The sequence below is a fragment of the Brakhagea slesvicensis genome, from assembly GCF_052161625.1.
Lineage (GTDB): Bacteria > Planctomycetota > Planctomycetia > Pirellulales > Pirellulaceae > JBKCUI01.
In genome coordinates, this window is the sequence record NZ_CP197412.1 from 1,004,656 (window position 1) to 1,023,346 (window position 18,691).

At 53.6% G+C, this 18,691-nt stretch carries 20 protein-coding genes and 1 other RNA gene; 14 read left to right on the forward strand and 7 right to left on the reverse strand.

Translation table 11 applies throughout. From position 1 onward, the window contains the following. Positions 1 to 7: 7 nt before the first annotated feature. Positions 8 to 466 carry a hypothetical protein gene (locus SH467x_RS03910; RefSeq protein WP_482369985.1) on the reverse strand — a complete coding sequence of 153 codons (459 nt, stop codon included), beginning with the start codon at positions 464 to 466 and terminating at the stop codon, positions 8 to 10. A gap of 246 nt (positions 467 to 712) precedes the next feature. Here SH467x_RS03910 and SH467x_RS03915 point away from each other — a divergent pair, with 246 nt between their 5' ends. From SH467x_RS03915 to SH467x_RS03940, 6 genes are all read left to right on the forward strand, one after another. Beyond that, positions 713 to 1,141: a hypothetical protein gene (locus SH467x_RS03915; protein WP_482369986.1), complete on the forward strand. Its 429-nt coding sequence runs from the start codon at positions 713 to 715 to the stop codon at positions 1,139 to 1,141. Positions 1,142 to 1,203: 62 nt separating this feature from the next. Continuing rightward, positions 1,204 to 1,998, forward strand: coding sequence for a sensor histidine kinase (locus SH467x_RS03920; RefSeq protein WP_482369987.1), 795 nt, complete (start codon positions 1,204 to 1,206; stop codon positions 1,996 to 1,998). 190 nt (positions 1,999 to 2,188) lie between these two features. After that, positions 2,189 to 2,758 (forward strand): chalcone isomerase family protein, encoded by a 570-nt coding sequence (locus SH467x_RS03925; RefSeq protein ID WP_482369988.1) that lies wholly within the window; start codon positions 2,189 to 2,191, stop codon positions 2,756 to 2,758. An 18-nt stretch (positions 2,759 to 2,776) separates the two neighbouring features. Further along, a complete protein-coding gene (locus SH467x_RS03930) occupies positions 2,777 to 3,094 on the forward strand; it encodes a cupin domain-containing protein (protein ID WP_482369989.1) in 318 nt (105 codons plus the stop codon). 103 nt (positions 3,095 to 3,197) lie between these two features. Further along, positions 3,198 to 3,725 carry a cupin domain-containing protein gene (locus SH467x_RS03935; RefSeq protein WP_482369990.1) on the forward strand — a complete coding sequence of 176 codons (528 nt, stop codon included), beginning with the start codon at positions 3,198 to 3,200 and terminating at the stop codon, positions 3,723 to 3,725. A gap of 17 nt (positions 3,726 to 3,742) precedes the next feature. Further along, positions 3,743 to 4,405: a trimeric intracellular cation channel family protein gene (locus SH467x_RS03940; RefSeq protein WP_482369991.1), complete on the forward strand. Its 663-nt coding sequence runs from the start codon at positions 3,743 to 3,745 to the stop codon at positions 4,403 to 4,405. A gap of 20 nt (positions 4,406 to 4,425) precedes the next feature. On the opposite strand, the gene rnk is transcribed toward SH467x_RS03940, so the two are convergent. Then, positions 4,426 to 4,842 carry a nucleoside diphosphate kinase regulator gene (gene rnk, locus SH467x_RS03945; RefSeq protein ID WP_482369992.1) on the reverse strand — a complete coding sequence of 139 codons (417 nt, stop codon included), beginning with the start codon at positions 4,840 to 4,842 and terminating at the stop codon, positions 4,426 to 4,428. 262 nt (positions 4,843 to 5,104) lie between these two features. Here rnk and SH467x_RS03950 point away from each other — a divergent pair, with 262 nt between their 5' ends. Next, complete coding sequence (locus tag SH467x_RS03950; RefSeq protein ID WP_482369993.1) at positions 5,105 to 5,518, forward strand: DoxX family protein; 414 nt, start codon at positions 5,105 to 5,107, stop codon at positions 5,516 to 5,518. A gap of 196 nt (positions 5,519 to 5,714) precedes the next feature. Here the strand turns inward: SH467x_RS03950 and SH467x_RS03955 are convergent, their stop codons facing one another. After that, positions 5,715 to 6,452 (reverse strand): VIT1/CCC1 transporter family protein, encoded by a 738-nt coding sequence (locus tag SH467x_RS03955; RefSeq protein WP_482369994.1) that lies wholly within the window; start codon positions 6,450 to 6,452, stop codon positions 5,715 to 5,717. A 15-nt stretch (positions 6,453 to 6,467) separates the two neighbouring features. Here SH467x_RS03955 and SH467x_RS03960 point away from each other — a divergent pair, with 15 nt between their 5' ends. Together SH467x_RS03960 and SH467x_RS03965 are read left to right on the forward strand one after the other, a co-directional pair. Next, a complete protein-coding gene (locus tag SH467x_RS03960) occupies positions 6,468 to 7,013 on the forward strand; it encodes a hypothetical protein (protein ID WP_482369995.1) in 546 nt (181 codons plus the stop codon). 28 nt (positions 7,014 to 7,041) lie between these two features. After that, a complete protein-coding gene (locus tag SH467x_RS03965; protein ID WP_482369996.1) occupies positions 7,042 to 7,524 on the forward strand; it encodes a DUF1559 family PulG-like putative transporter in 483 nt (160 codons plus the stop codon). Here SH467x_RS03965 and SH467x_RS03970 read toward each other — a convergent pair. The 4 genes from SH467x_RS03970 to ssrA form a co-directional block, all read right to left on the reverse strand. Next, a complete protein-coding gene (locus tag SH467x_RS03970; RefSeq protein ID WP_482369997.1) occupies positions 7,501 to 8,823 on the reverse strand; it encodes a DUF4832 domain-containing protein in 1,323 nt (440 codons plus the stop codon). The genes SH467x_RS03965 and SH467x_RS03970 overlap by 24 nt on opposite strands. A 60-nt stretch (positions 8,824 to 8,883) precedes the next feature. Further along, positions 8,884 to 9,210, reverse strand: coding sequence for a cupin domain-containing protein (locus tag SH467x_RS03975; protein ID WP_482369998.1), 327 nt, complete (start codon positions 9,208 to 9,210; stop codon positions 8,884 to 8,886). Continuing rightward, on the reverse strand, positions 9,207 to 10,004 hold the full coding sequence (locus SH467x_RS03980) for a hypothetical protein (RefSeq protein WP_482369999.1): 798 nt from the start codon (positions 10,002 to 10,004) through the stop codon (positions 9,207 to 9,209). Before SH467x_RS03980 ends, SH467x_RS03975 begins: the two co-directional genes overlap by 4 nt. Before the next feature lie 1,153 nt (positions 10,005 to 11,157). Further along, positions 11,158 to 11,517: a transfer-messenger RNA gene (ssrA, locus tag SH467x_RS03985) on the reverse strand. A 177-nt stretch (positions 11,518 to 11,694) separates the two neighbouring features. Between ssrA and SH467x_RS03990 the strand changes: the two genes are divergently transcribed. The 5 genes from SH467x_RS03990 (at position 11,695) to SH467x_RS04010 (ending at position 18,554) form a co-directional block, all read left to right on the forward strand. Continuing rightward, entirely contained in the window at positions 11,695 to 12,813 is a 1,119-nt protein-coding gene (locus SH467x_RS03990) for a glycosyltransferase family 2 protein (protein ID WP_482370000.1), read from the forward strand. 89 nt (positions 12,814 to 12,902) lie between these two features. Further along, the gene (locus SH467x_RS03995) at positions 12,903 to 14,672 is read left to right on the forward strand and encodes an ArnT family glycosyltransferase (protein WP_482370001.1); all 1,770 of its coding nucleotides are present in this window, start codon (positions 12,903 to 12,905) and stop codon (positions 14,670 to 14,672) included. 22 nt (positions 14,673 to 14,694) lie between these two features. Next, positions 14,695 to 16,029 carry a hypothetical protein gene (locus tag SH467x_RS04000; RefSeq protein WP_482370002.1) on the forward strand — a complete coding sequence of 445 codons (1,335 nt, stop codon included), beginning with the start codon at positions 14,695 to 14,697 and terminating at the stop codon, positions 16,027 to 16,029. Between the two features lie 446 nt (positions 16,030 to 16,475). After that, on the forward strand, positions 16,476 to 16,892 hold the full coding sequence (locus tag SH467x_RS04005; RefSeq protein WP_482370003.1) for an RNA recognition motif domain-containing protein: 417 nt from the start codon (positions 16,476 to 16,478) through the stop codon (positions 16,890 to 16,892). A 186-nt stretch (positions 16,893 to 17,078) separates the two neighbouring features. After that, on the forward strand, positions 17,079 to 18,554 hold the full coding sequence (locus SH467x_RS04010; protein WP_482370004.1) for a NupC/NupG family nucleoside CNT transporter: 1,476 nt from the start codon (positions 17,079 to 17,081) through the stop codon (positions 18,552 to 18,554). The last annotated feature ends 137 nt before the right edge of the window (positions 18,555 to 18,691 follow it).

An 18,691-nucleotide genomic window follows, 5' to 3' on the forward strand; every position in this document is an offset into this window, starting at 1 on the left:
TTCCCCATCATCCAAGCTGACCGATCAAAAGGGTGTAACCATCTAAATCCTGCACTCGCAACTCCCCATCAGGCATATAAAAGGGATAGCAAATCGAATAGACCGCGTTCCTCTCGGGCATATGCCCCTCCGATCCCGCTTTACGCAATCCAGGAGGCACGCCCCCATCCTCTAAGCCCTTTAGAAGCAACTGATCGCGTAAACTCGCAATATCGCTCGCATACATGTAGAACAACACGGCTTGTTGGCTTGGCGCAATCGGACCACTTGCCCGCGCAAGAAAGATTTTCGCCCCATGCGAAATCAAACCGACGAAGTTCGTGACTCCGTCGGGCCTCGTGTACCGGCTCTCAATGGAAAAACCCAGGTACGCATAAAATCGCGCCGCCGCGTCGACATCCGCCACGTGCGCCATAGGTACCATGGAGTGAATTCGCCAGTCATCCTGGTCTTGGTGCGTTTTCATTTCAATACCTTCTGCTCGAATCCAATTTTACAGACTCGTCCTGTCGCCACCGCATCAGACATTATGGCATCTTTGCAGCTTTAGATTGTCCATTTACGGGACACATTCTACGCCTTCTACAGTTGCCTGGGCATTACGCAATACTTCGGATATTTGCGACCTAATACAACTCGTGCAGTGGTATGTTCAGGTTTGGTGTTGAGCTCAATCCGAGTTGCAACGCGATCCAATTTTGGAGGCGGGACGATGCATACTCTCTACATGAAAACACCCTATTATTTTCTTCTTGAAGGAAAAACACGGATCAAGCCTTTGGTGACTCCCAAGCATTCAGGTCCTGGATATTGCGTGTTTTATGCGTTCTCCGACAAGCCGCAGTACGATCTCTTTCAAGCAAATGCGAATCGAGCCTTGGTCCCCTACCCACTCGTATCTACCTTTCTGATGGAATGCATCTCGCTGTCGGCAGACGAAGAGCATCTGTTGGTCATCGACGCAGTCGGCCCCAGAGATTCCGTTCTCAACGCGGTGACAATGAAGTCGGTTTTGAATTGTCTTGCTTCTCGCGAAGAGCACGTGGGCGTGTCCTTCCAGCTAACAAAACACGAAGGCGATCAAGCCTATACGGTAACCAAGTCACAAGACAATCAGGAATCACTCAGCCAACTTAGCTGATTCGAAATCGACCCAGTCATGCAAGAAGGAACTCCAAACAAACCGCCCATGAAGGATGAAGTATGAAAAACTATTTAAGCGTAGTATCGGATCACGATCGAATGTCCGATCTAGAGCTCTATATTGTCGAACTCGAACTCGAAATTGATCGCTTGCGAAGACGTGACAGTGTGCTGCGTCACGCCCTCCAAGACTGTCTGATGGACCTAAAGATTGTCTCTCGGAACGACGGCCCCGTTCTCGATCTAGTACAGATGTCCCAAACCGTTTCCAAGGTATGTGAGCAACTCAATCAATTGTTCGAAGACTGGGAATTGGCCGAGGAATTGATGCAACATTTGGACTCTATCGCAGAAATCCCCGTTGGCCGATTTGTCGAGAAGGTCTTTCGATTTCAGCAAAAGCTGCATAACGCAAAGGACGCGATTCTCTGTATCGAAACTGCGCCTGAATCCATCGAATGGTTCCCCGCTCGATTGCTCCACATTGTCGACAATATCATTTCGAACTCAATGCGCTATCGTGACCCCAATGTGGAGCATGCGCAAGTCACCTTCGCTCTTCGTGTTTTTCCAGGTTGCTACGAAATTCAAGTTTCCGATAACGGAGTGGGCATCCCCGAGGATGCCATGATCGGACTCAATCGGCTTAGCGACCGTTCCCATGTTCCTCGCGCTGGGAAACTCGGAGTTGGCTTGGCCGTGGTCAGGATTTTAGTCGAGAACTGCTGCGGGGAGATGCACGTTGAGAGCGTTTTCGGGAGAGGAACCTGCGTCCGTGTTCAGCTTCCAAGGTTCTCGCTGAACGATGGTCTTGACCCAAAGATTGTCGTTGCTAGCGAAGTGCCGATGGGCTGACCACGTCGTGTGTGCTGCATCGGCCCCCCCGATTCATCTCCTATCTACTAGCGATCGGTTTTCGATATTTCCCTGCTGTCGCCAACCGGCTACTCTCGCTGGGGCGTGTCGACGATTCTCCCCAGTGGGAACGTTCCTTGCGTCGACCAGTGCCTGGATTCGTATAGCTCGTTCGTGCCCCTCCGAGGAAATGATGTCAAACATTCGCAGCATGCTTCTCGCATTCACCTTAATCGGTACGCTCGTGTCGGCGGTTCGTGCCGAAATGGGCCCCCAGTTGAAGATCGGCGAACAAGTTCTTCAATTGAATGGTGCGGGAGTTCGCACCAAGACGTTTGTCCAAATCTACGAGAGTGGTCTCTACCTCCGAACTCCGACTCAAAATGCACAAGCCATTTTGAACGGAGATGAACTGATGGCGATTCGCGTCCGAATCACATCCGGATTCGTAAACCGAGCTTCGTTGGTCGCATCGCTCGAAGAAGGCCTAGCCCAATCGACGAATGGCAAGCCGGAAACCTTCACGCGTGAAATCGAGCAACTGCAACAATCGCTTCAAGACGAAGTGAAAAAGAATGACGTGTACGACTTTATTTTCGTTCCAAACAAAGGACTTCACGTTTTGAAGAATGGGAAAGTACAAGGTCTAATTCCGGGGCTCGCGTTCAAACAAGCCTTGTTCGGAATTTGGCTTTCCGATTCTCCCGTAGACAAAGATCTCCGCCAAGCGATGTTGGCAGGCAAACGTTCCACCTACTAAACGACCGGATGCGACGACATGAATCAGCCGGAATACCACATCAAACAGCTTGTCGACGAAATCGCTATCCCCGAGTCGGGCAAAAAATCGGTGATTGTCATCGACAGTCCCAAAACAAAAGCGATTTTGTTTGCATTTGCTCCCGGCAGCGGGCTCGCTGAGCATGTCGCCCCGCTAGACGCTACGATTCAGATACTCTCCGGGACAGCCAAACTGACCGTTGGAGAGCGCTCGGTCGAAGGTCGACCGGGCACCTGGATTCAAATGGTCGCAGGCACACCCCATAGCATCCAAGCCGAATCACCTGTCGTGATGTTGCTGACGCTGATCAAGTAATCGCGCCCCGAGAGCCAAGGCGTCGGGTAGATGTCACCGAGAATAGCGCCCGAGGCCGCCGACGCGCAGCGTTGCCAGGCAAAGGAATGGAGAAGAGAATTCGATGTCTGCAAACAATCGTGCAACCATAACCAAGCCGAGCGAAGGTCCTCGAGTCGGGGTCGTCGGCGACATTTATCGATTCCTTGCAACGGGCAAGGAGACGGACGGAAAATACGCGACCTTCGAAGCCATCGTCCCGCCTGGAAGCGGACCTCCACCGCACATTCATAGTCGGGAGGAAGAATCGTTTCTAATTCTCGAAGGTGAAATGACCTTCCAACTTGGCGACAGTCGCTTCGTGGCCGGGGAAGGAACATTTCTCAACATGCCCGTTGGCAGCCTGCACTGCTTCAAAAACGAAAGCCAAAGAACAGCGCGCATGCTGATATCGATTGCGCCAGCCGGTTTGGAGGAGATGTTCTTGGAAGTTGGACGGCCCTTGTCAAACAGTGACTCCATCGCACCTCCCCCCACTCCAGCCGACATTCAAATACTCCTTGCCGCAGCACCTCGGTACGGCGTCACCATTTTTGTCCCAGAACACACGCCCGGTGAACCTCCGGAACAACGCTCTGCGTTGTCGGAATAATTTCGGGGTTACTGTTTATGGAGACGCTGAATCTCATTTTGGATTTCGCCGGGACATTCGTCTTCGCGTTGAGCGGCGCGATGATGGGAGTTCGGTACAAACTGGACATCTTTGGAGTTCTCGTCCTTTCCTTTGCGGCAGCCAATTCGGGTGGTATCCTGCGAGATGTTTTGATCGGATCGACTCCTCCTCGCGCGATACAAGATTGGCGCTATCTGGCCGTTTCACTCTTGGCTGGCTTGGTCACCTTTTTTCGCTATTCGAAAATCGATCGGTTGAAGTCCAAGCTATTGCTGTGCGACGCGGTAGGGCTCTCGCTCTTTGCCGTCGCGGGCGCAAACAAAGCGCTAGCCTTTCATCTCGATCCGATTCCTGCAATCATGCTTGGGATGTTGACTGGAATCGGGGGTGGCATGGTGCGAGACCTCTTGGTTGCAGAGATTCCTGCAGTGTTGCGAGCGGACTTTTATGCATTGGCAGCCCTATGCGGTGCCGCCGTGGTCGTGGCGGGGAACGCATGGAAACTACCTTCGCTGCCCGTCTCTATCGCAGGAGGGTGTCTTTGCTTCGGACTCCGCTACATGGCGATCCGACGCAATTGGAGACTACCGGTTGCGCACGGCGACGAAGAATCCCCCCACGGCAACCTTGATCCAAACCACGATAAAGAGTCTGGGTGATCCGACCCGATTCCCCTCGATCACAAGTCGTATTGCTTGGTCGCTTCAGGCTGGAACTCAATGGAATTGATCTTAAGTTTGCGAACGCCTGTGGGTGAGTTCCACTCGACGGTGTCCCCCACCGAGTATCCAATGATCGCAACTCCCAAATCGGTGAGAATCGAAAGGCATTCCTTGTTCCGTTTGGCATCGCTCGGATAGACCAACGTCACTTTGCGATCTTCACCCGACTCCAAATCGGATAGATGAACGCAAGTATTCATGGTCACCACGTAGGGTGGAATTTCACGAGGCGGAACAATGGTTGCTTTGTCTAGCTCGCTCTCCAACGCATCGAGCAACGCCGTGTTGGCTGTCGCGAATTGTTTCGCGGTGATTACCAAGTCATGAAGACGGCTGTGGTCCAAACTGGATACGAAGAGGGTGCGATTCATCATGATTGGGTTCTCCAACGCGTTATTCGAATGGTCGGCCTAGTATAGAGAGATAAGCCGAATCCCCGCACCCCACCCAGCTCCGAGATTCCACGGAATCGCTGGCGGGATAAGACCGACGGAACGGACGACACCCATCGACCTACAGCTTGACACGCCATTAGTTTACATGTACACTATCTATCGCAATATCGACGCAGCCAGCATCGCGGGCAGCGGAGGATGAAACCCATGCGATGGAAAAACCAATCCGGAGGAGAATCCGATGAGTCCCAAGCGAGAATCGTTCACGTCTGCAGGATTGCTATTGTTGCGAGTCGGTTTGGGTGGGTTGATGCTGGTGCACGGTATTGCCAAGGTGCAAGGGTTCAGTGCGATGTCGACGGGATTTCCCGACCCCATTGGGCTGGGTAGCCAATGGAGTTTGATAATGGCGATTGGTGCGGAAGTCGGCTGTTCACTACTGTTGATCGCAGGGTTCGCGACCCGGTTGGCGACGATTCCCTTGGCTTTTACGATGTTCGTTGCGTTGTTCTTGGTGCACGGTTCTGACCCATGGAAGGTCAAGGAGTTAGCCGCTGTCTACTTGCTAGGCTATCTCTCTCTTCTCCTAACAGGCCCTGGTTGCTTCTCGCTCGACCATTGCTGCTGGAACAAGTCGAAGCCCTCTGCAACCTAAGTCGCTACGTTAGACTATTTTGCTAAACAGGCAGATGCAGGCGTACTCTACCCGTTGTTCTGTTGGCCACTGTTGACAGCCACGGTACTGGGATATGGGTTCTTGCCCCACGCCGTAAAGATATGGCTGCTACAAAAAACTGGATTTGATTGATGCACTCTCTGTTCAATGCCAACACAATCACGGTGTACACCTTCTAAACAACCGCACCAAAGAATGCACCAACACCTGCAGTCAATCCCATAGCCAAAGCACCCCAGAACGTGACTCGAACAGCTGCTCGGATGATCGGCGCACCACCGACTTTCGCGCCAAAGCCCCCGAGAAGAGCAAGAAAGACGATGGAAGTTCCAACCACAATTGGGATCATGGCTGCTTTGGGGGTAACAAGTACGGTGAGGAGTGGCATTGCAGCACCGACCGCAAAGGTTCCAGCCGAGGCAAGTGCGGCTTGAATGGGTCGAGCGGTAGTCATATCGGAAATACCTAACTCATCCCGCGCATGCGCGGCAATCGCGTCATGCGCCATCAGCTGGTCGGCAACTTGATTGGCAAGCTCGACATTCAGTCCTCGCTTGACGTAGATGGTCGCCAATTCTTTGTGTTCGAAATCGCGGTCCGTTGCAAGCTCTTTGCGCTCCCGATCGAGATCCGCTCGTTCGGTGTCCGCTTGGGAACTGACTGAGACGTACTCTCCGGCGGCCATAGACATAGCACCCGCGACCAAACCGGCAACTCCTGCAACCATGATCTCTCCGCTCGCGGCGTTGGAGGCCGCCACTCCCACAATTAGACTGGCTGTTGAGACGATACCATCGTTTGCACCCAACACCGCGGCTCGCAACCAGCCGATGCGATCCGTTCTGTGCCGTTCAAAATGAAGTCCTCTCACGCTATCCACCTTTCTTTTCTCTTCCAGCGACTGGTACGCCATAGAAGCCTATCCATCATGAAGCAACACCACAACACGCTCATAACGAATTTCGTAATCTCTTGGTTACTGCTGCTAGTGGTCGCGTCGACGACCTCTCATGCCGATGAAAATCCACCTTTTAAGGTCACCGCGAAGCGGGAAAACGACCGGGTAGTGGTAAAGGCCGAAAAAAACCAGGTGGTATTCTCGGTCCATAGCCCATTCGGAATCAGCCACGCCGTCATCGAGCGTGCCGGTGAGCGATGGCCGGACGCAGTGGTGCTTGATCTTCATTTGAAGGGACTAGAAAAGTTCAGTGCATCGAACGGCAAAGTGACAATCGAAGCATCGGTTTCGAGTCAAGACGGCAGTGTCAGGTTATGGATGGAGGGCAAGGAAGAAACTCCGCTCGACAAGAAGAGCCCGTATTGGTTTGAGATTCAGGCGGTCGACAGCGATGGAAAGCCGACCAAGACCTTTCCTTTGAAGGACGGCTGCTTCAGATTGAAACTGCCGAACGCATTTGTCGATGGGTCCCCAAAGACGATCACATTGAAGTGGATCGACTTTTATCGAAATTAAGCAAACGAGGTTAGGGGCGATTGAGCATGTGAACAAGTACTTTCCCTATTCGAGAACGGGATCCCTTTGGCGTACTCTCCCATATATCGAACAGAACACTTTGGCTGAGCTCTTTCAATCGGCTAAACACCCAACTCAGCCTTTTGGATTTAATGGTCAGCTCACTGTTGGTTGGAATCCAGATTTGCGCGCTGCGTTCGGGGCTCGAATATCTAGCTTTCAATGTCCAAGCACTCCGTCGGACCGCATTTTCTCGTTAACAGATTCCCTCGGCGCCTTCACGGTTCAATCCGCTGATTACGTAACACCTCGAATACCAGCGGTGCGCCCCGCAGGGCATCCGCTTTGGTATCAATCGGGCGAGCCGCAGATGAATTTCAATACGGCGATGAGTCCCCCCGATTCACGTAGCGTGGATCCGACTCGTCGTGGTGCAAAGGCGGCGTCGATTTCAGATGGGTTCAACGAATCAGCAAAGTGCTCCACGCTAATCAGACACATTTATGTCTGATAAAAGTGTCCAACCATCACGCACTGTCAACTCGTTGGCAAAACGAATCGCCGGACGGTCTTGCCAAGGGTCCCGAATACCGATTCCTAAGCGATAGGTTCCGGGCGGCACGTCAAAGGTGAGTTGAGCTTTCTCGGAGAATGAGCCGGGTTGCCATTTCCGAATGTCCCAAGTCGTCTCTTGGTGTGTGACCCATTTCCCTGATGGATCGAACAATGCCCATTCCACCTTCCACGGGTAGTAAAACGGGGCGACTCCGAGGTTGTTTCCCTTCAACGTAACGATAGCCAGTTGCTTCGACTTCATTTGAGAAGGATGGGCTACCTCCGTGATCTGAAACTCGTACCCCAGCTTGCGGACAATCTCCTCGCTGCGCTTGCGGAAGATGTCGTCCTTGGGATTTGTCAATGCCGGGCAATACGGACCAACCCAGGAGAAGTGAGATCGATCCAGCATGGTTCGTGTCGTCTCGAAATCCTCGCCCAGCCAGCGTTCTGCCTCGCCAGGAACCATCTCACCGCCGATAGCAGAGACATTCCAGTTGTCGGCACGCTTTTCTCGACGTATTCCTGCGAGAAAGCTCCAGTCTTTGCCGTTATCGGTGTCTTGTGGAAACATATCGTCGTGGAATCCGAGCCAATCTTGCTTGCCAGCATCTCCTCTGGCGTAGCGAGCCATGAGGCATTTGTTGGGAAACGCTTTGCGGTAGGCATCAATCACACGGCGTTCCGTTTCCGGCGAAGCATAGAGTTTCGTTTGAGGGTACGTGTGCCACTCGCCCCAAAAACCAAGCAGGCCCAACTGGATAAATGCGATGCGTGGATTGTTGTTGTACCGCTTGCCCAGCGCAGCGATCAGTCGCTCCAGTCCCTCAACCATCCGAGGATCGTTATAGTCAGGCGACTTGCCGCCCCCATACTCCTCGTAGGGAGTCTCTTTCACGCCTGCCTTCCGAAGCCAGTCGGGAAGGCCGGAAGGCTTGGATGGGTAGTCAACATAGACCCGAAAGACGATGTGCTTTCCCGTTGCCGACTCGACGTTCCAAGACTTCTCCCATTCGTCAAACTGAAAATCGTTCTCCAAAGGTTCAAGTTCTCGCCAGGAGATGTACTGAAACACCATCGAGTAAGGCTGGTGAATCTTGCCTGCGTTCGTGTAGGGACACCAGCCCTTGAGTGGATTGTCCAAAGGGCCAGCTTTCGGCTGGGGTCGGATAACGACTTCTTCAGCGGAGGCCTGATCTACCAACGCCAGGACCAGAAAGAAGCCCAACTGTGCGCAAAGCACGGATCGCATCATGTTCTCGATTCTCCTTCCCGCTGTGCGGGTCGATTTGCCCTGGATCACTTAGCGGTCAACCTATGTCCGGGGATCTCCATAATACACAGCCAACCAAACCGTTGGCTCGTCAGGGGTAGTCCATTCGACCCGATGCTTCTGATGTGCTGGGATATTCATGCAATCGCCGGGCTTCAGTTCCCTTGATTCACCCTCAATCGACAACCGAGCGGCACCTTGTAGAACAAGCACCCATTCGTGTTGATCTTGGTCGTACCAAAAGCCGTCAGGCGATGAATGACCATGCGAAACAATACGTTCGATGCGCAAGTTGGTCGCTTCGAGCAAAGTTGTAAAAAGCTCGTCGGGTAAGTTCGACGGGAGATTGGTAAAGAGGTTTACAGTCATGGTCCAATTCTCTGCTCGATGAAACAAGCCAGATTTTTGGCATCATCGGTTCCGATTCTCAACGTGCCTTTTTTCAAATGCAAGACTACGCAATCCCGGCCCCATAGGTTCCAAACCCAGCCACCACGCATACTCATGTGGATACCCCAACCGTCCAAAAGTAACATCTGACCGACTTCGACCTTTACGATTTCGGAATACTGCAAGGTCTTGCGAAACAATGGGACCGGACCAAAGCGGACTGAAAGCATTTCGCACCGGTCCTCAACCGTCAAGTAATGGAACGAAGCGGCAACGATAATCATTAGCAGGCCAATGGGAGGGAACAGCCAAGGAATCGGTGGCGCATCTTGGATGGTTTCACCCAAAACAAGGAACACAAGAGCAAGTGCGTAGATCAGTAAGCAAAGTGGGGCCTTCTGAGTGTGGTGGTAAGTTGGAATTTCTTGGTTACGATTCATAAGTTGGCTTTCATTGACTGCGGCCCTTTTGAATAGCTCTACGCACTTCTCATAGGGCGCTTTCGCTAGTTTGCTGCCACGCAATCCGTAGTACCCAATGTGTTCAGGCAAATCAGGGTTGTTGAGTTCTTGCGTTTGAATCCCCCACCAGGACCATCGATAAACTCCCGATTTGCGAATCAGGTTGATGGCTTTATTCCAATCGCCAGCCTTGCGGATCATCGAACTGAGTAGTTCGTGACCTGGCTTCATCAGCTGCTGATAGACGACCCGTTCCGTCCGGTGGATTGCCCAAAGAGAAAATCGGCTGATGGGAGGAACGGTCTGGAACATGGATGGACATGATGCACAGGATCTTCAGAATACAGGGGTGTTATCCTGTCCATCCTGTTCATCCATGTTGGGTTACTACCTGAGTCGCGGCACAAACCACCTGGTGTCCTCCAAGGCGTACTCGTGGTAGGACCAACTGGAGTACCGAGCCAAAGTTGACGACGACGGCAGCCCTTGTCTTTTGGATTTCGGCACCCACAGATGGATCGAAACAAATAGCGCTGGAGGAACGGTCAGGAAAATGGATGGACATGATGCACAGGATCTTCAGAAATCAGGGGTGTTATCCTGTCCATCCTGTTGATCCATGTTGGGTTACTACTTGAGTCGCGGCACAAACCAACTGGTGTCCTTCTAGGCGTACTCGTGGCAGGACCAACTGGAGTGCCGAGTCAAAGTTGACGACGACAGCAGGCCTTGTCTATTGGATTTCGGCATCCACAGATGGATCGAAACAAATAGCGCTGGAGGAACGGTCAGGAACATGGATGGACATGATGCACAGGATCTTCAGAAAACAGGGGTGTTATCCTGTCCATCCTGTTGATCCATGTTGGGTTACTACCTGAGTCGCGGCACAAACCACCTGGCGTCCTCCAAGGCGTACTCGTGGTAGGACCAACTGGAGTACCGAGTCAAAGTTGACGACGACGGCAGCCCTTGTCTTTTGGATTTCTGCACCCACAGATGGATCGAAACAAATTGCGAGTAAGGAACGGTCAGGTACATGGACGGACATGATGCACAGGATCTTCAGAAGACAGGGGTGTTATCCTGTCCATCCTGTTGATCCATGTTGGGTTACTACCTGAGTCGCGGCACAAACCACCTGGCGTCCTCCAAGGCGTACTCGTGGTAGGACCAACTGGAGTACCGAGTCAAAGTTGACGACGACGGCAGCCCTTTGTGGTCATTCCATCGCCGAGTCATTTCCCACCACCGATTGGAGCGTTTTCGGGTTGCGATGGGGAAAAAGCGCGTTGGGTCAGAAAACCGAACACCGAAGAAAATAGTGAGTAGAAAGTAGACCGAGTGGACAAGGAGAAAGCAGATTCGATAGTTGGGGTGGTCATGAGAGAAAGGACTAACCCCTCTCCGATCCACCTTCTCTACCGCTCAACTTTCTCCTGTCCACTCTCTATTCGCCAGTGGCGAATGGAGGCGGCGGGAATTGAACCCGCGTCCCGCGATACTTCCGATACGGCCTCTACATGCTTAGCTAACAGTTATTGGTCTCGCCCATTGCGTTCGTTGTCAGCCTCGGTGCAATGCGCCAGCCTCGAGCTTTTTTAACACCAACCGTGCGAGACACGGGCTAATGCGATTCGGAATTGCGACGGACACTCCAACGCCTCCGACGGGCATTGGGTATCCGGGTTGCCGTAATTAGGCAGCCAGTGCGAGGTTTTCCTCAGCAATTAAATTTAGTAATCGAGTATTAACGTGGCCTCTCGATCAACCACGACATGCCACCAATATCTTCAACTTATCCGGTCGATTCCAGATCGCCCCCGGTCAAGCCCCATTATCGGCGGATGCCACCCAAAGGCAATCCCAGCCCCCCCGATTTCCATAGATTCCCGTTGCAATCGGTCTCTTCCCCTTCCGCCTCCTTCCCATCCCATTCATTTCCAACCCATCGTTTCGATGTTGACGCAAACTGCCCAAGCCTGCTATTCCTCCCAGAACCATGCTGCTATCTGTCGTTCTACCCGTCTACAACGAACAAGCGGTCTTACCCGCTTTGATCGATCACCTCCTGCCCGTCCTGGACTCGATCCGCGAGCCCACGGGCCAGCCAATCGACTACGAATTAATCTTCGTCGACGACGGTAGCCGCGACGAAACCCCCCACCTGCTCCGCTATTACGGGGACCTCTTCCCCCAAATCCGAATCCTGCAATTCAGCCGTAACTTCGGACAACAAGCCGCGATCACGGCAGGGCTCGATGTCGCACAAGGTGACGCGGTCCTGGTCATGGACGCTGACCTCCAAGATCCACCGGCCCTGATTCCTGCCATGCTTTCAAAACTACTTGAAGGCTTTGACGTCGTCTCCACTCGCAAAACCACTCGAGAGGGAGAAACCCTCCGCAAACGATGGACCGCGACGGCGTTCTACAAACTGATGCAACGTACTGTCGACGAACGCCTCCCCGCCGAAGTCGGCGACTTCCGCCTTTTCTCGCGGGGCGCAGTGGAAGCGATTCGAGCGTTTCGCGAACAGCATCGCTTTATGCGAGGGCTGGTCGCTTGGCTCGGCTTACGCGAATGCGTCCTCCCCTTCGAACGGCCCGCACGGGCCGCGGGCGAAACCAAATACTCGACGCTGAAATTGATGCAACTGGCTTGGACTGCCATCAGCTCCTTTAGCGCCCTACCTCTCAAACTCTCCTTGTACGGCGGCATGCTCCTAACGACCCTCGGTATCGTTTACTCATTCTACGCCGTCTACGTCGCTCTCTTCGTTTCTACCACCGCGCCCGGTTGGAGCTCGTTGATTTGCTTCCAACTGCTCTTCAACGGCGCCACGTTGATGGCTGTCGGTTTGGTCGGCGATTACGTCGGTCGCATCTTCGAAGAATCGAAACGGCGTCCCCTCTATGTGGTCGCGGAAACAACCAACTGCACCGAACTTCCTCACGCCCCCCGCTCGGTCTATCTTCACCGCGCAGCTCCCTACCACTGCGTATCACCATCCGATTCGGTTCCGATGCAGCGCCGTCCCCTCGCGGGCCTTGCACAAAATAACACCGAACGCGTCACGCGACCGACCAAAGGATCCTCGCACCAACGCGATGCGGCATGAACGGAGTCTCCTATCCGTCCCCAGCCCCACCGGCACGAAAAAATTGGGGCCATCCGCAAAATTGGGGCCATCTGATCATACTTTTCCTGTTGAGCGGCATTCTCTATCTGCCTGGCTTAGGGGAGACGCGGTTATTCGATCAGGACGAGGGCTACTATGCGTCGGTCGCCCTCGAAATGCACCAACGGGACGATTGGATTCTTCCCACCTTTAACGGCGAACTGTTTGCACACAAGCCTCCGTTGATGTTTTGGGGGATGCGAATCGGGTTCTTGCTTGTCGGTACCAATGAAACCGGTGCGAGGCTCGGCAGTGCCGTTGCTGGCGTCTTGACCGTACTTGTTGTTTACTGGATTGGAAGCCGCCTCTTTCATCCTTGGGTCGGATTCTTTGCTGGTCTTGCGCTCGCGACTAACTTAATGTTTTCCATGGTCGCACGTTCTGCAACGGCGGATGCCTATTTAACGTTGTTCATCACAGCAAGCCTGGGAACGTGGCTGATTGCCTACCGCGGAGTAGAAATTCCTCTCCATGCGATCGCCCGACTGCAATCGATACCAAGGCGCACTTGGCTTTTGATCTACAGCGGCATCGCTTTGGCCGTATTAACAAAAGGCCCAATCGGATTCTTGTTCCCAGCGACCATCATCGGATGGACCGTGTACGGAGATCTCGTCACCGAGCGACTACGGGGCCCAACTCACGTCGCCGACTCACATCGGCGCAACATTATGATTTGCGTTCTCGATCCACTTCGCCTGAGATCGGTCGCAACATCGTTCCTTGCGGTTCGCCCTCTGCTCGGACTCTTGTGCTTGGCGATGATTGCTGGACCTTGGTACTATCTGGCCGAGTTCCGGAGCCAAGGAAGATTTCTTGACGAGTTCATCGGCGTCCATCATCTGGGAAGATTCTCGCAAGCGATGGACAATCACGAAGGCCCTTTTTATTACTACTTCCTCGCCTGCTTGATCGGTCTCTACCCATGGTCTGCGTTTGCCATTCCAGCCTGTCTCGCTTGGATTCGATCCTTTCGCGGCAGCGATTGCTCACAAGAAGTGCGATGGATAAGCGTTTGGATCGCCATCTATCTCGGCGTGTTTTCCATGGCGAGCACCAAACTGCCGAATTATGTGCTGCCCGCTTATCCCGCTTTGGCCCTCTGCATCGGCTATTACTTCATGGAGGTGAGGCGGGATGCGAAGCGATGGCATCGATGGCAATCGATCGCTTGGACCTGTTTGCTTTTCGTCGGAGCAACGCTGACGATTGGTCTAGCCGGTGTCGGCTGGTTAGGAATCAATCGAATCGGCCCGATCGGCGCGTTAGAAGTATCCCCGGCACTCTGGGAACTCGTCGGCGCGTCCTGGTGGATGGGCCTACCATTGGCGATCATGGGAATCGCAGGGATACTTGCTCAGCGAGGAGGCGAGAGTCACCTACTACCATACGGATTTGCAATCGCATCCGCCCTCTTCCTTTCGTTGATTTGGCATGTTGCTGCACCGAAGTTACGTCCTTGGCAATCCCCGCAGAGGCTTGCACAGGAAGTCAACGAACTACGAACAACCGAGCCAAGAACGATTCGCATGATGGATTTGTTTCGTCCAAGCGTCGTTTTTTACAGCCGACAACCGGTCGAATTTACGGGGTGGAAGGCATTCTTAGAGAAGGAGCAGCGAGAAGGTTCCCCGCGGGTTGAAGGTAGCGAGATTCTGTTGCTCCGAAGCGGTGATTGGGAGAAGTTGCGAGAAGCGGTTCCGGGACGCTTCGAAGTACGAATGAGCGTTCCGAACTTCCCCGAGACCGACGATTTGATGGCTGTAGAACGGACCACGTTGCTCTCTCAAGAAAATTAACTATGCTGCGAGGATGGAAACCGTGTCCTCGACAGACGAAGCAATCCTCATCACAATCGATTCACCCCTCCGGTATCCCGATTCCGCATGGGAATCCCTCGCGACTCGGCTGCGATCTCGCACAGGCAGTCATGTGTTCTGGGTGAATTCCCAATGGAATCCAAACCGCTCCAAACGGGTGTGGGACGAACTCTGGAAGGCATGCAGTCAAGAGAACTGCAAACGCCTCGTTTGGATACCGATTGGACGAACGTCGCGTGGGTGGGAAATGGTACGCGACGGGGTCGTTTGGCATCGATTGGATGCGAGGCAGTATCCCGAACGAAGCCCCCTCGAGCTCTTCCTGGCAGCTCCGATGGATGCTCGCGACTGGTGCGAGTTTTTGATCTCCTCCGTGAGGACGCCACCGAATGCGAATTGGTTGTTCTTGACGGAGCCTCCCGGCCCAATCGATCCGATCAGAGAGGATGAACCGAGAGAAGAAAATCAAAGCGAGCGGCAGAGGCGGACCGAAGTAGTGGAGTTGGTGTGGGAGTTCCGGAGACGCGGGCTCGACGCCGATTTTGCTTTCCGTTCACCAAAGAGTTCGGTGCATCCTGTTGTTATCAAAGCACCCTGCATTGAGCTGACGTGGAACGGTTCTACTAGTATCGAAGTGGGCGAGGAATTGGATATGGAGTCGCAGTGGATCCATCGTGATCGTGATGTAACTTATAGAATTCCGATGGAGCAGTCTCACCCACTCGATGGGCTGGATTCGATCTTGCTGGGCAAGTGGTTAGGTGCGCTGCAGTTCGGAAGGTGTGCTTGGACGGAAGATGGACTTGATCGAAATCGGGATTGGGAGCGACTGGAGCATCGGATCCGGGAGACCTTGCCTCCCGAGTACGCTCGCAACCGCGAGCCGGTAAGTCCTCGATCGATGGGGTCGGCGAAGCTTCCGAGCGAAGAGTTCGGCGAAGTCCCTTGGGGTGAGATATGGACCAGCTTTTGCGACTTGGCATTAGCAGGTGGCCCTCCTCATCGAGGCACTCTTCTCGAGGCGGTCGACAGATCGGAGATCGATTCGGATCCGGACAGATACCGGGATGTTGTCTACGAGCTGTGTCGGGGGATCACGTTGGCGAGCGGTTTACCAGCTTTTGAATCGACGGCCCCCGGGTGGGTTGGCGTGGTCTGTGACGACGAAGCGATGGCAGCTTGGCTATTGCGGGCGATCATCGCGGAGAACGTCACGGTCCGCCGAGAGGGAAAGAATCTATTCGTCCCCGCAGGTCCTCGATTCACGGTGAAGAAGGAGATCAAGAACGTCATCACCGCTCTGGCCAAAACAGTTCGCTACTGGCGATCGAGGTAGGCGGCAAAACAAAGCCCCCACAGGGGAAAGACAAGGGAGGAAGTGGCCAAGTTTTCGCGCGTTTCTGCAGGAGTTTTTTGGGAAAACAAAGGCGAACTAACCTGTCTTCAATGGTAGAAACCTTACCCCCGTTGGATTTTCAGTGAATCCCAAAGGGGCTTGAGAAATATCCGTTGACTTGGCTATGGCCCAGTCCGATAATCCACGCGTCGTTGCCTAGGTTTGCCAACCTATTCAGTGCTTCGGTGGTTTGTTTGCATCGGCGCGTGCTCAATGTGGTTGACGCTCCAACGGTTCGTTTTGTGGGAGCTATTTCAACAAGTCTGGTTCAATTTGTGTTGGCTCAGGAGTTTGGTGGATTGGCTCACGGTTTGTTTGGTTGATTGCATCCGATCGCATTCAATGTAATGGAGCGGATTGCAGTGTCGTGAAAAGGGTCTGGTTACGTGATCAATATTTATGTCGGGAATCTTTCGTTTCGCGCGACGGAAGACGAGGTTCGTGAGGCTTTCTCTCGATACGGTACTGTTGCCAAGGTGAGCATTATCGTCGACCGGGAGACTGGGAGATCGCGAGGCTTTGCGTTTGTTGAAATGCAGAACCCCGAGGAAGCAAAAAATGCGGTGGAAGCATTGAACGATCAAGAAGTCGCTGGCCGACGTATTTCTTGCAACGAGGCTCGTCCTCGTGAACCACGTCCATCCTTCGGTGGTGGTGGTGGTGGCGGCGGTGGTGGAGGTGGTCGACGCGGTGGTGGCGGCGGCGGCGGTGGCGGCTACCGTGGTGACCGAGGCGACCGCGATGGTGGTGGCGGCGGTGGCGGCGGTTACAGCAGCGGACGCGGTGGACGCGATCGCTACTAGGATCCTTGTTCTGTCGATCTAAAGAATAAAACTTCCAAAGGGAGCCGATTCACTTCGGCTCCCTTTTTTTGCACCGATTCGCAACGGAGTTCCAACCCCTCCTCTTGGATCACTTGCAGGAAGCATGGTAGCTCGATACGTTGAGTCAACCTCTCGTGTCCCAAAACTACCGATGCGACGAACTCTATGCCAGCCAGTCTCGAGGGCTCTGCGCCCAACGTACCCGACCTCTCCACGTCCAATACCTCCAACGGCAATACCTCCAACGGCAATACCTCCAACGGATCGTCTAACGCGTTGGATCCAACTCCCTTGCTTTGGCGGGTACTGATTGGCCTGTTCATCGGGTTGTTATCGTCTGCCGGTTACGCGATGCAATCCTCGATTGGAACGCGTGGTCAAGCCGCGATAGGGATCCTATTCTTTTTTGGATTGGTCGCGATGTTTTCGGTCAATCTGCGCGCGGTCCGATGGAAAACCATTGGCTGGGGCATTGCCCTTCAATTTGTTTTGGCACTGCTCGTCTTGCGAGGGGAGTTGGAGATCGGCGGGGAAACCTATTCGGTCTATCGCGCGCTGGAGGGATTAGGAGAAGTCGTCAAAGCCTTTATCTCGTTTTCCGACGCTGGGGCGGAGTTCGTGTTTGGAAATTTGGCACGCGTCGACCACATGGCAGGTACGTTTGGCGACAACTTTCTCTTTCCTTTCGCATTCAAAGCCCTACCACCCATTTTGTTTGTCTCCGCTTTCTTTACATTACTTTATCACTACGGGGTGCTCCAGTGGTGTGTGCGCGTTCTGGCGCGGGTCATGGTCTATTTGATGGGAACAAGCGGGGCGGAAACGTTGTCGGTATCGGCTAACGTGTTCATGGGGCAGACCGAAGCTCCTTTGATCGTGAAACCTTACGTACCTCGGATGACCAATTCCGAGCTCTTTGCTTTGATGACCAGTGGAATGGCGCACATTTCTGGCGGAATGATGGCGGTCTACATCAATTACGGTGCGAATCCGGTAGCCGTTCTTACGACCTGCATCATGGCTTGCCCGTGCAGCCTTTATCTGTCCAAACTCTTTATGCCAGAAGTCGATGTGCCCGAGACGAGCGGCACTACCGCGATCGAGAGTACAAAGTCAGCGTATGTCAACGGCATCGACGCGATCGTAGCGGGAACGACAGATGGTCTGAGGCTTGCTCTCAACGTGGCAGCCATGTTGATCGTGTTCGTCGCTTTTGTCGCGATGATTGACGGGCTGCTGGGGCTCATTCCGACGTCTTGGTTTCAGCAACAACTTTCGTTGCGATGGATTTTCGGACAGCTCTTTTCCCCCGTTGCCTTTTTGATGGGAATCGAATCGGCGGATCAGTCCACTGTAGGGCAGTTGCTAGGAACGAAACTTGCAATCAACGAGCACATGGCCTACCTCGATATGAAGCAACTGAAGGAAATTCCGGGTGCGATGTCGGAGCGTAGTTACCAACTCGCGGCGTTCGCGCTGACTGGGTTTGCCAATTTTTCGTCTGTTGGGATTCAGCTCGGTGGGATTGGGGCCATGGCGCCCGACCGACGCTCTGACTTGGCGAAACTCGGCCTACGCGCCTTGTTCGTCGGTTTTGTCGCCACGCTACTGAATGCCGCGATCGCGGGATTGTTCCTCTAGCCCCCAATCGTCTCATTCTCTGAAATCGTTACGATCGCTACGAGCCGAATAGTTTCGCTAGAACTCCCTGCTTCTTGTTGGATTCCCATCTAGACCGCTGTCTCATCTGTCGTTCTAGAGGCAGATAAGCCCCCAAC

Bases quoted from the DNA above. Each gene is read 5' to 3' on its own strand.
- SH467x_RS03940 (WP_482369991.1), top strand. From the start codon at position 3,743: ATGGAGACGCTGAATCTCATTTTGGATTTCGCCGGGACATTCGTCTTC.
- SH467x_RS03970 (WP_482369997.1), bottom strand. From the start codon at position 8,823: ATGATGCGATCCGTGCTTTGCGCACAGTTGGGCTTCTTTCTGGTCCTG.
- SH467x_RS03990 (WP_482370000.1), top strand. From the start codon at position 11,695: ATGCTGCTATCTGTCGTTCTACCCGTCTACAACGAACAAGCGGTCTTA.
- SH467x_RS03910 (WP_482369985.1), bottom strand. From the start codon at position 466: ATGAAAACGCACCAAGACCAGGATGACTGGCGAATTCACTCCATGGTA.
- SH467x_RS03980 (WP_482369999.1), bottom strand. From the start codon at position 10,004: ATGTTCCAGACCGTTCCTCCCATCAGCCGATTTTCTCTTTGGGCAATC.
- SH467x_RS03915 (WP_482369986.1), top strand. From the start codon at position 713: ATGCATACTCTCTACATGAAAACACCCTATTATTTTCTTCTTGAAGGA.
- SH467x_RS03955 (WP_482369994.1), bottom strand. From the start codon at position 6,452: ATGGCGTACCAGTCGCTGGAAGAGAAAAGAAAGGTGGATAGCGTGAGA.
- SH467x_RS03925 (WP_482369988.1), top strand. From the start codon at position 2,189: ATGATGTCAAACATTCGCAGCATGCTTCTCGCATTCACCTTAATCGGT.
- SH467x_RS03975 (WP_482369998.1), bottom strand. From the start codon at position 9,210: ATGACTGTAAACCTCTTTACCAATCTCCCGTCGAACTTACCCGACGAG.
- rnk (WP_482369992.1), bottom strand. From the start codon at position 4,842: ATGATGAATCGCACCCTCTTCGTATCCAGTTTGGACCACAGCCGTCTT.
- SH467x_RS03960 (WP_482369995.1), top strand. From the start codon at position 6,468: ATGAAGCAACACCACAACACGCTCATAACGAATTTCGTAATCTCTTGG.
- SH467x_RS03935 (WP_482369990.1), top strand. From the start codon at position 3,198: ATGTCTGCAAACAATCGTGCAACCATAACCAAGCCGAGCGAAGGTCCT.
- SH467x_RS03920 (WP_482369987.1), top strand. From the start codon at position 1,204: ATGAAAAACTATTTAAGCGTAGTATCGGATCACGATCGAATGTCCGAT.
- SH467x_RS04010 (WP_482370004.1), top strand. From the start codon at position 17,079: ATGCCAGCCAGTCTCGAGGGCTCTGCGCCCAACGTACCCGACCTCTCC.
- SH467x_RS03930 (WP_482369989.1), top strand. From the start codon at position 2,777: ATGAATCAGCCGGAATACCACATCAAACAGCTTGTCGACGAAATCGCT.
- SH467x_RS03950 (WP_482369993.1), top strand. From the start codon at position 5,105: ATGAGTCCCAAGCGAGAATCGTTCACGTCTGCAGGATTGCTATTGTTG.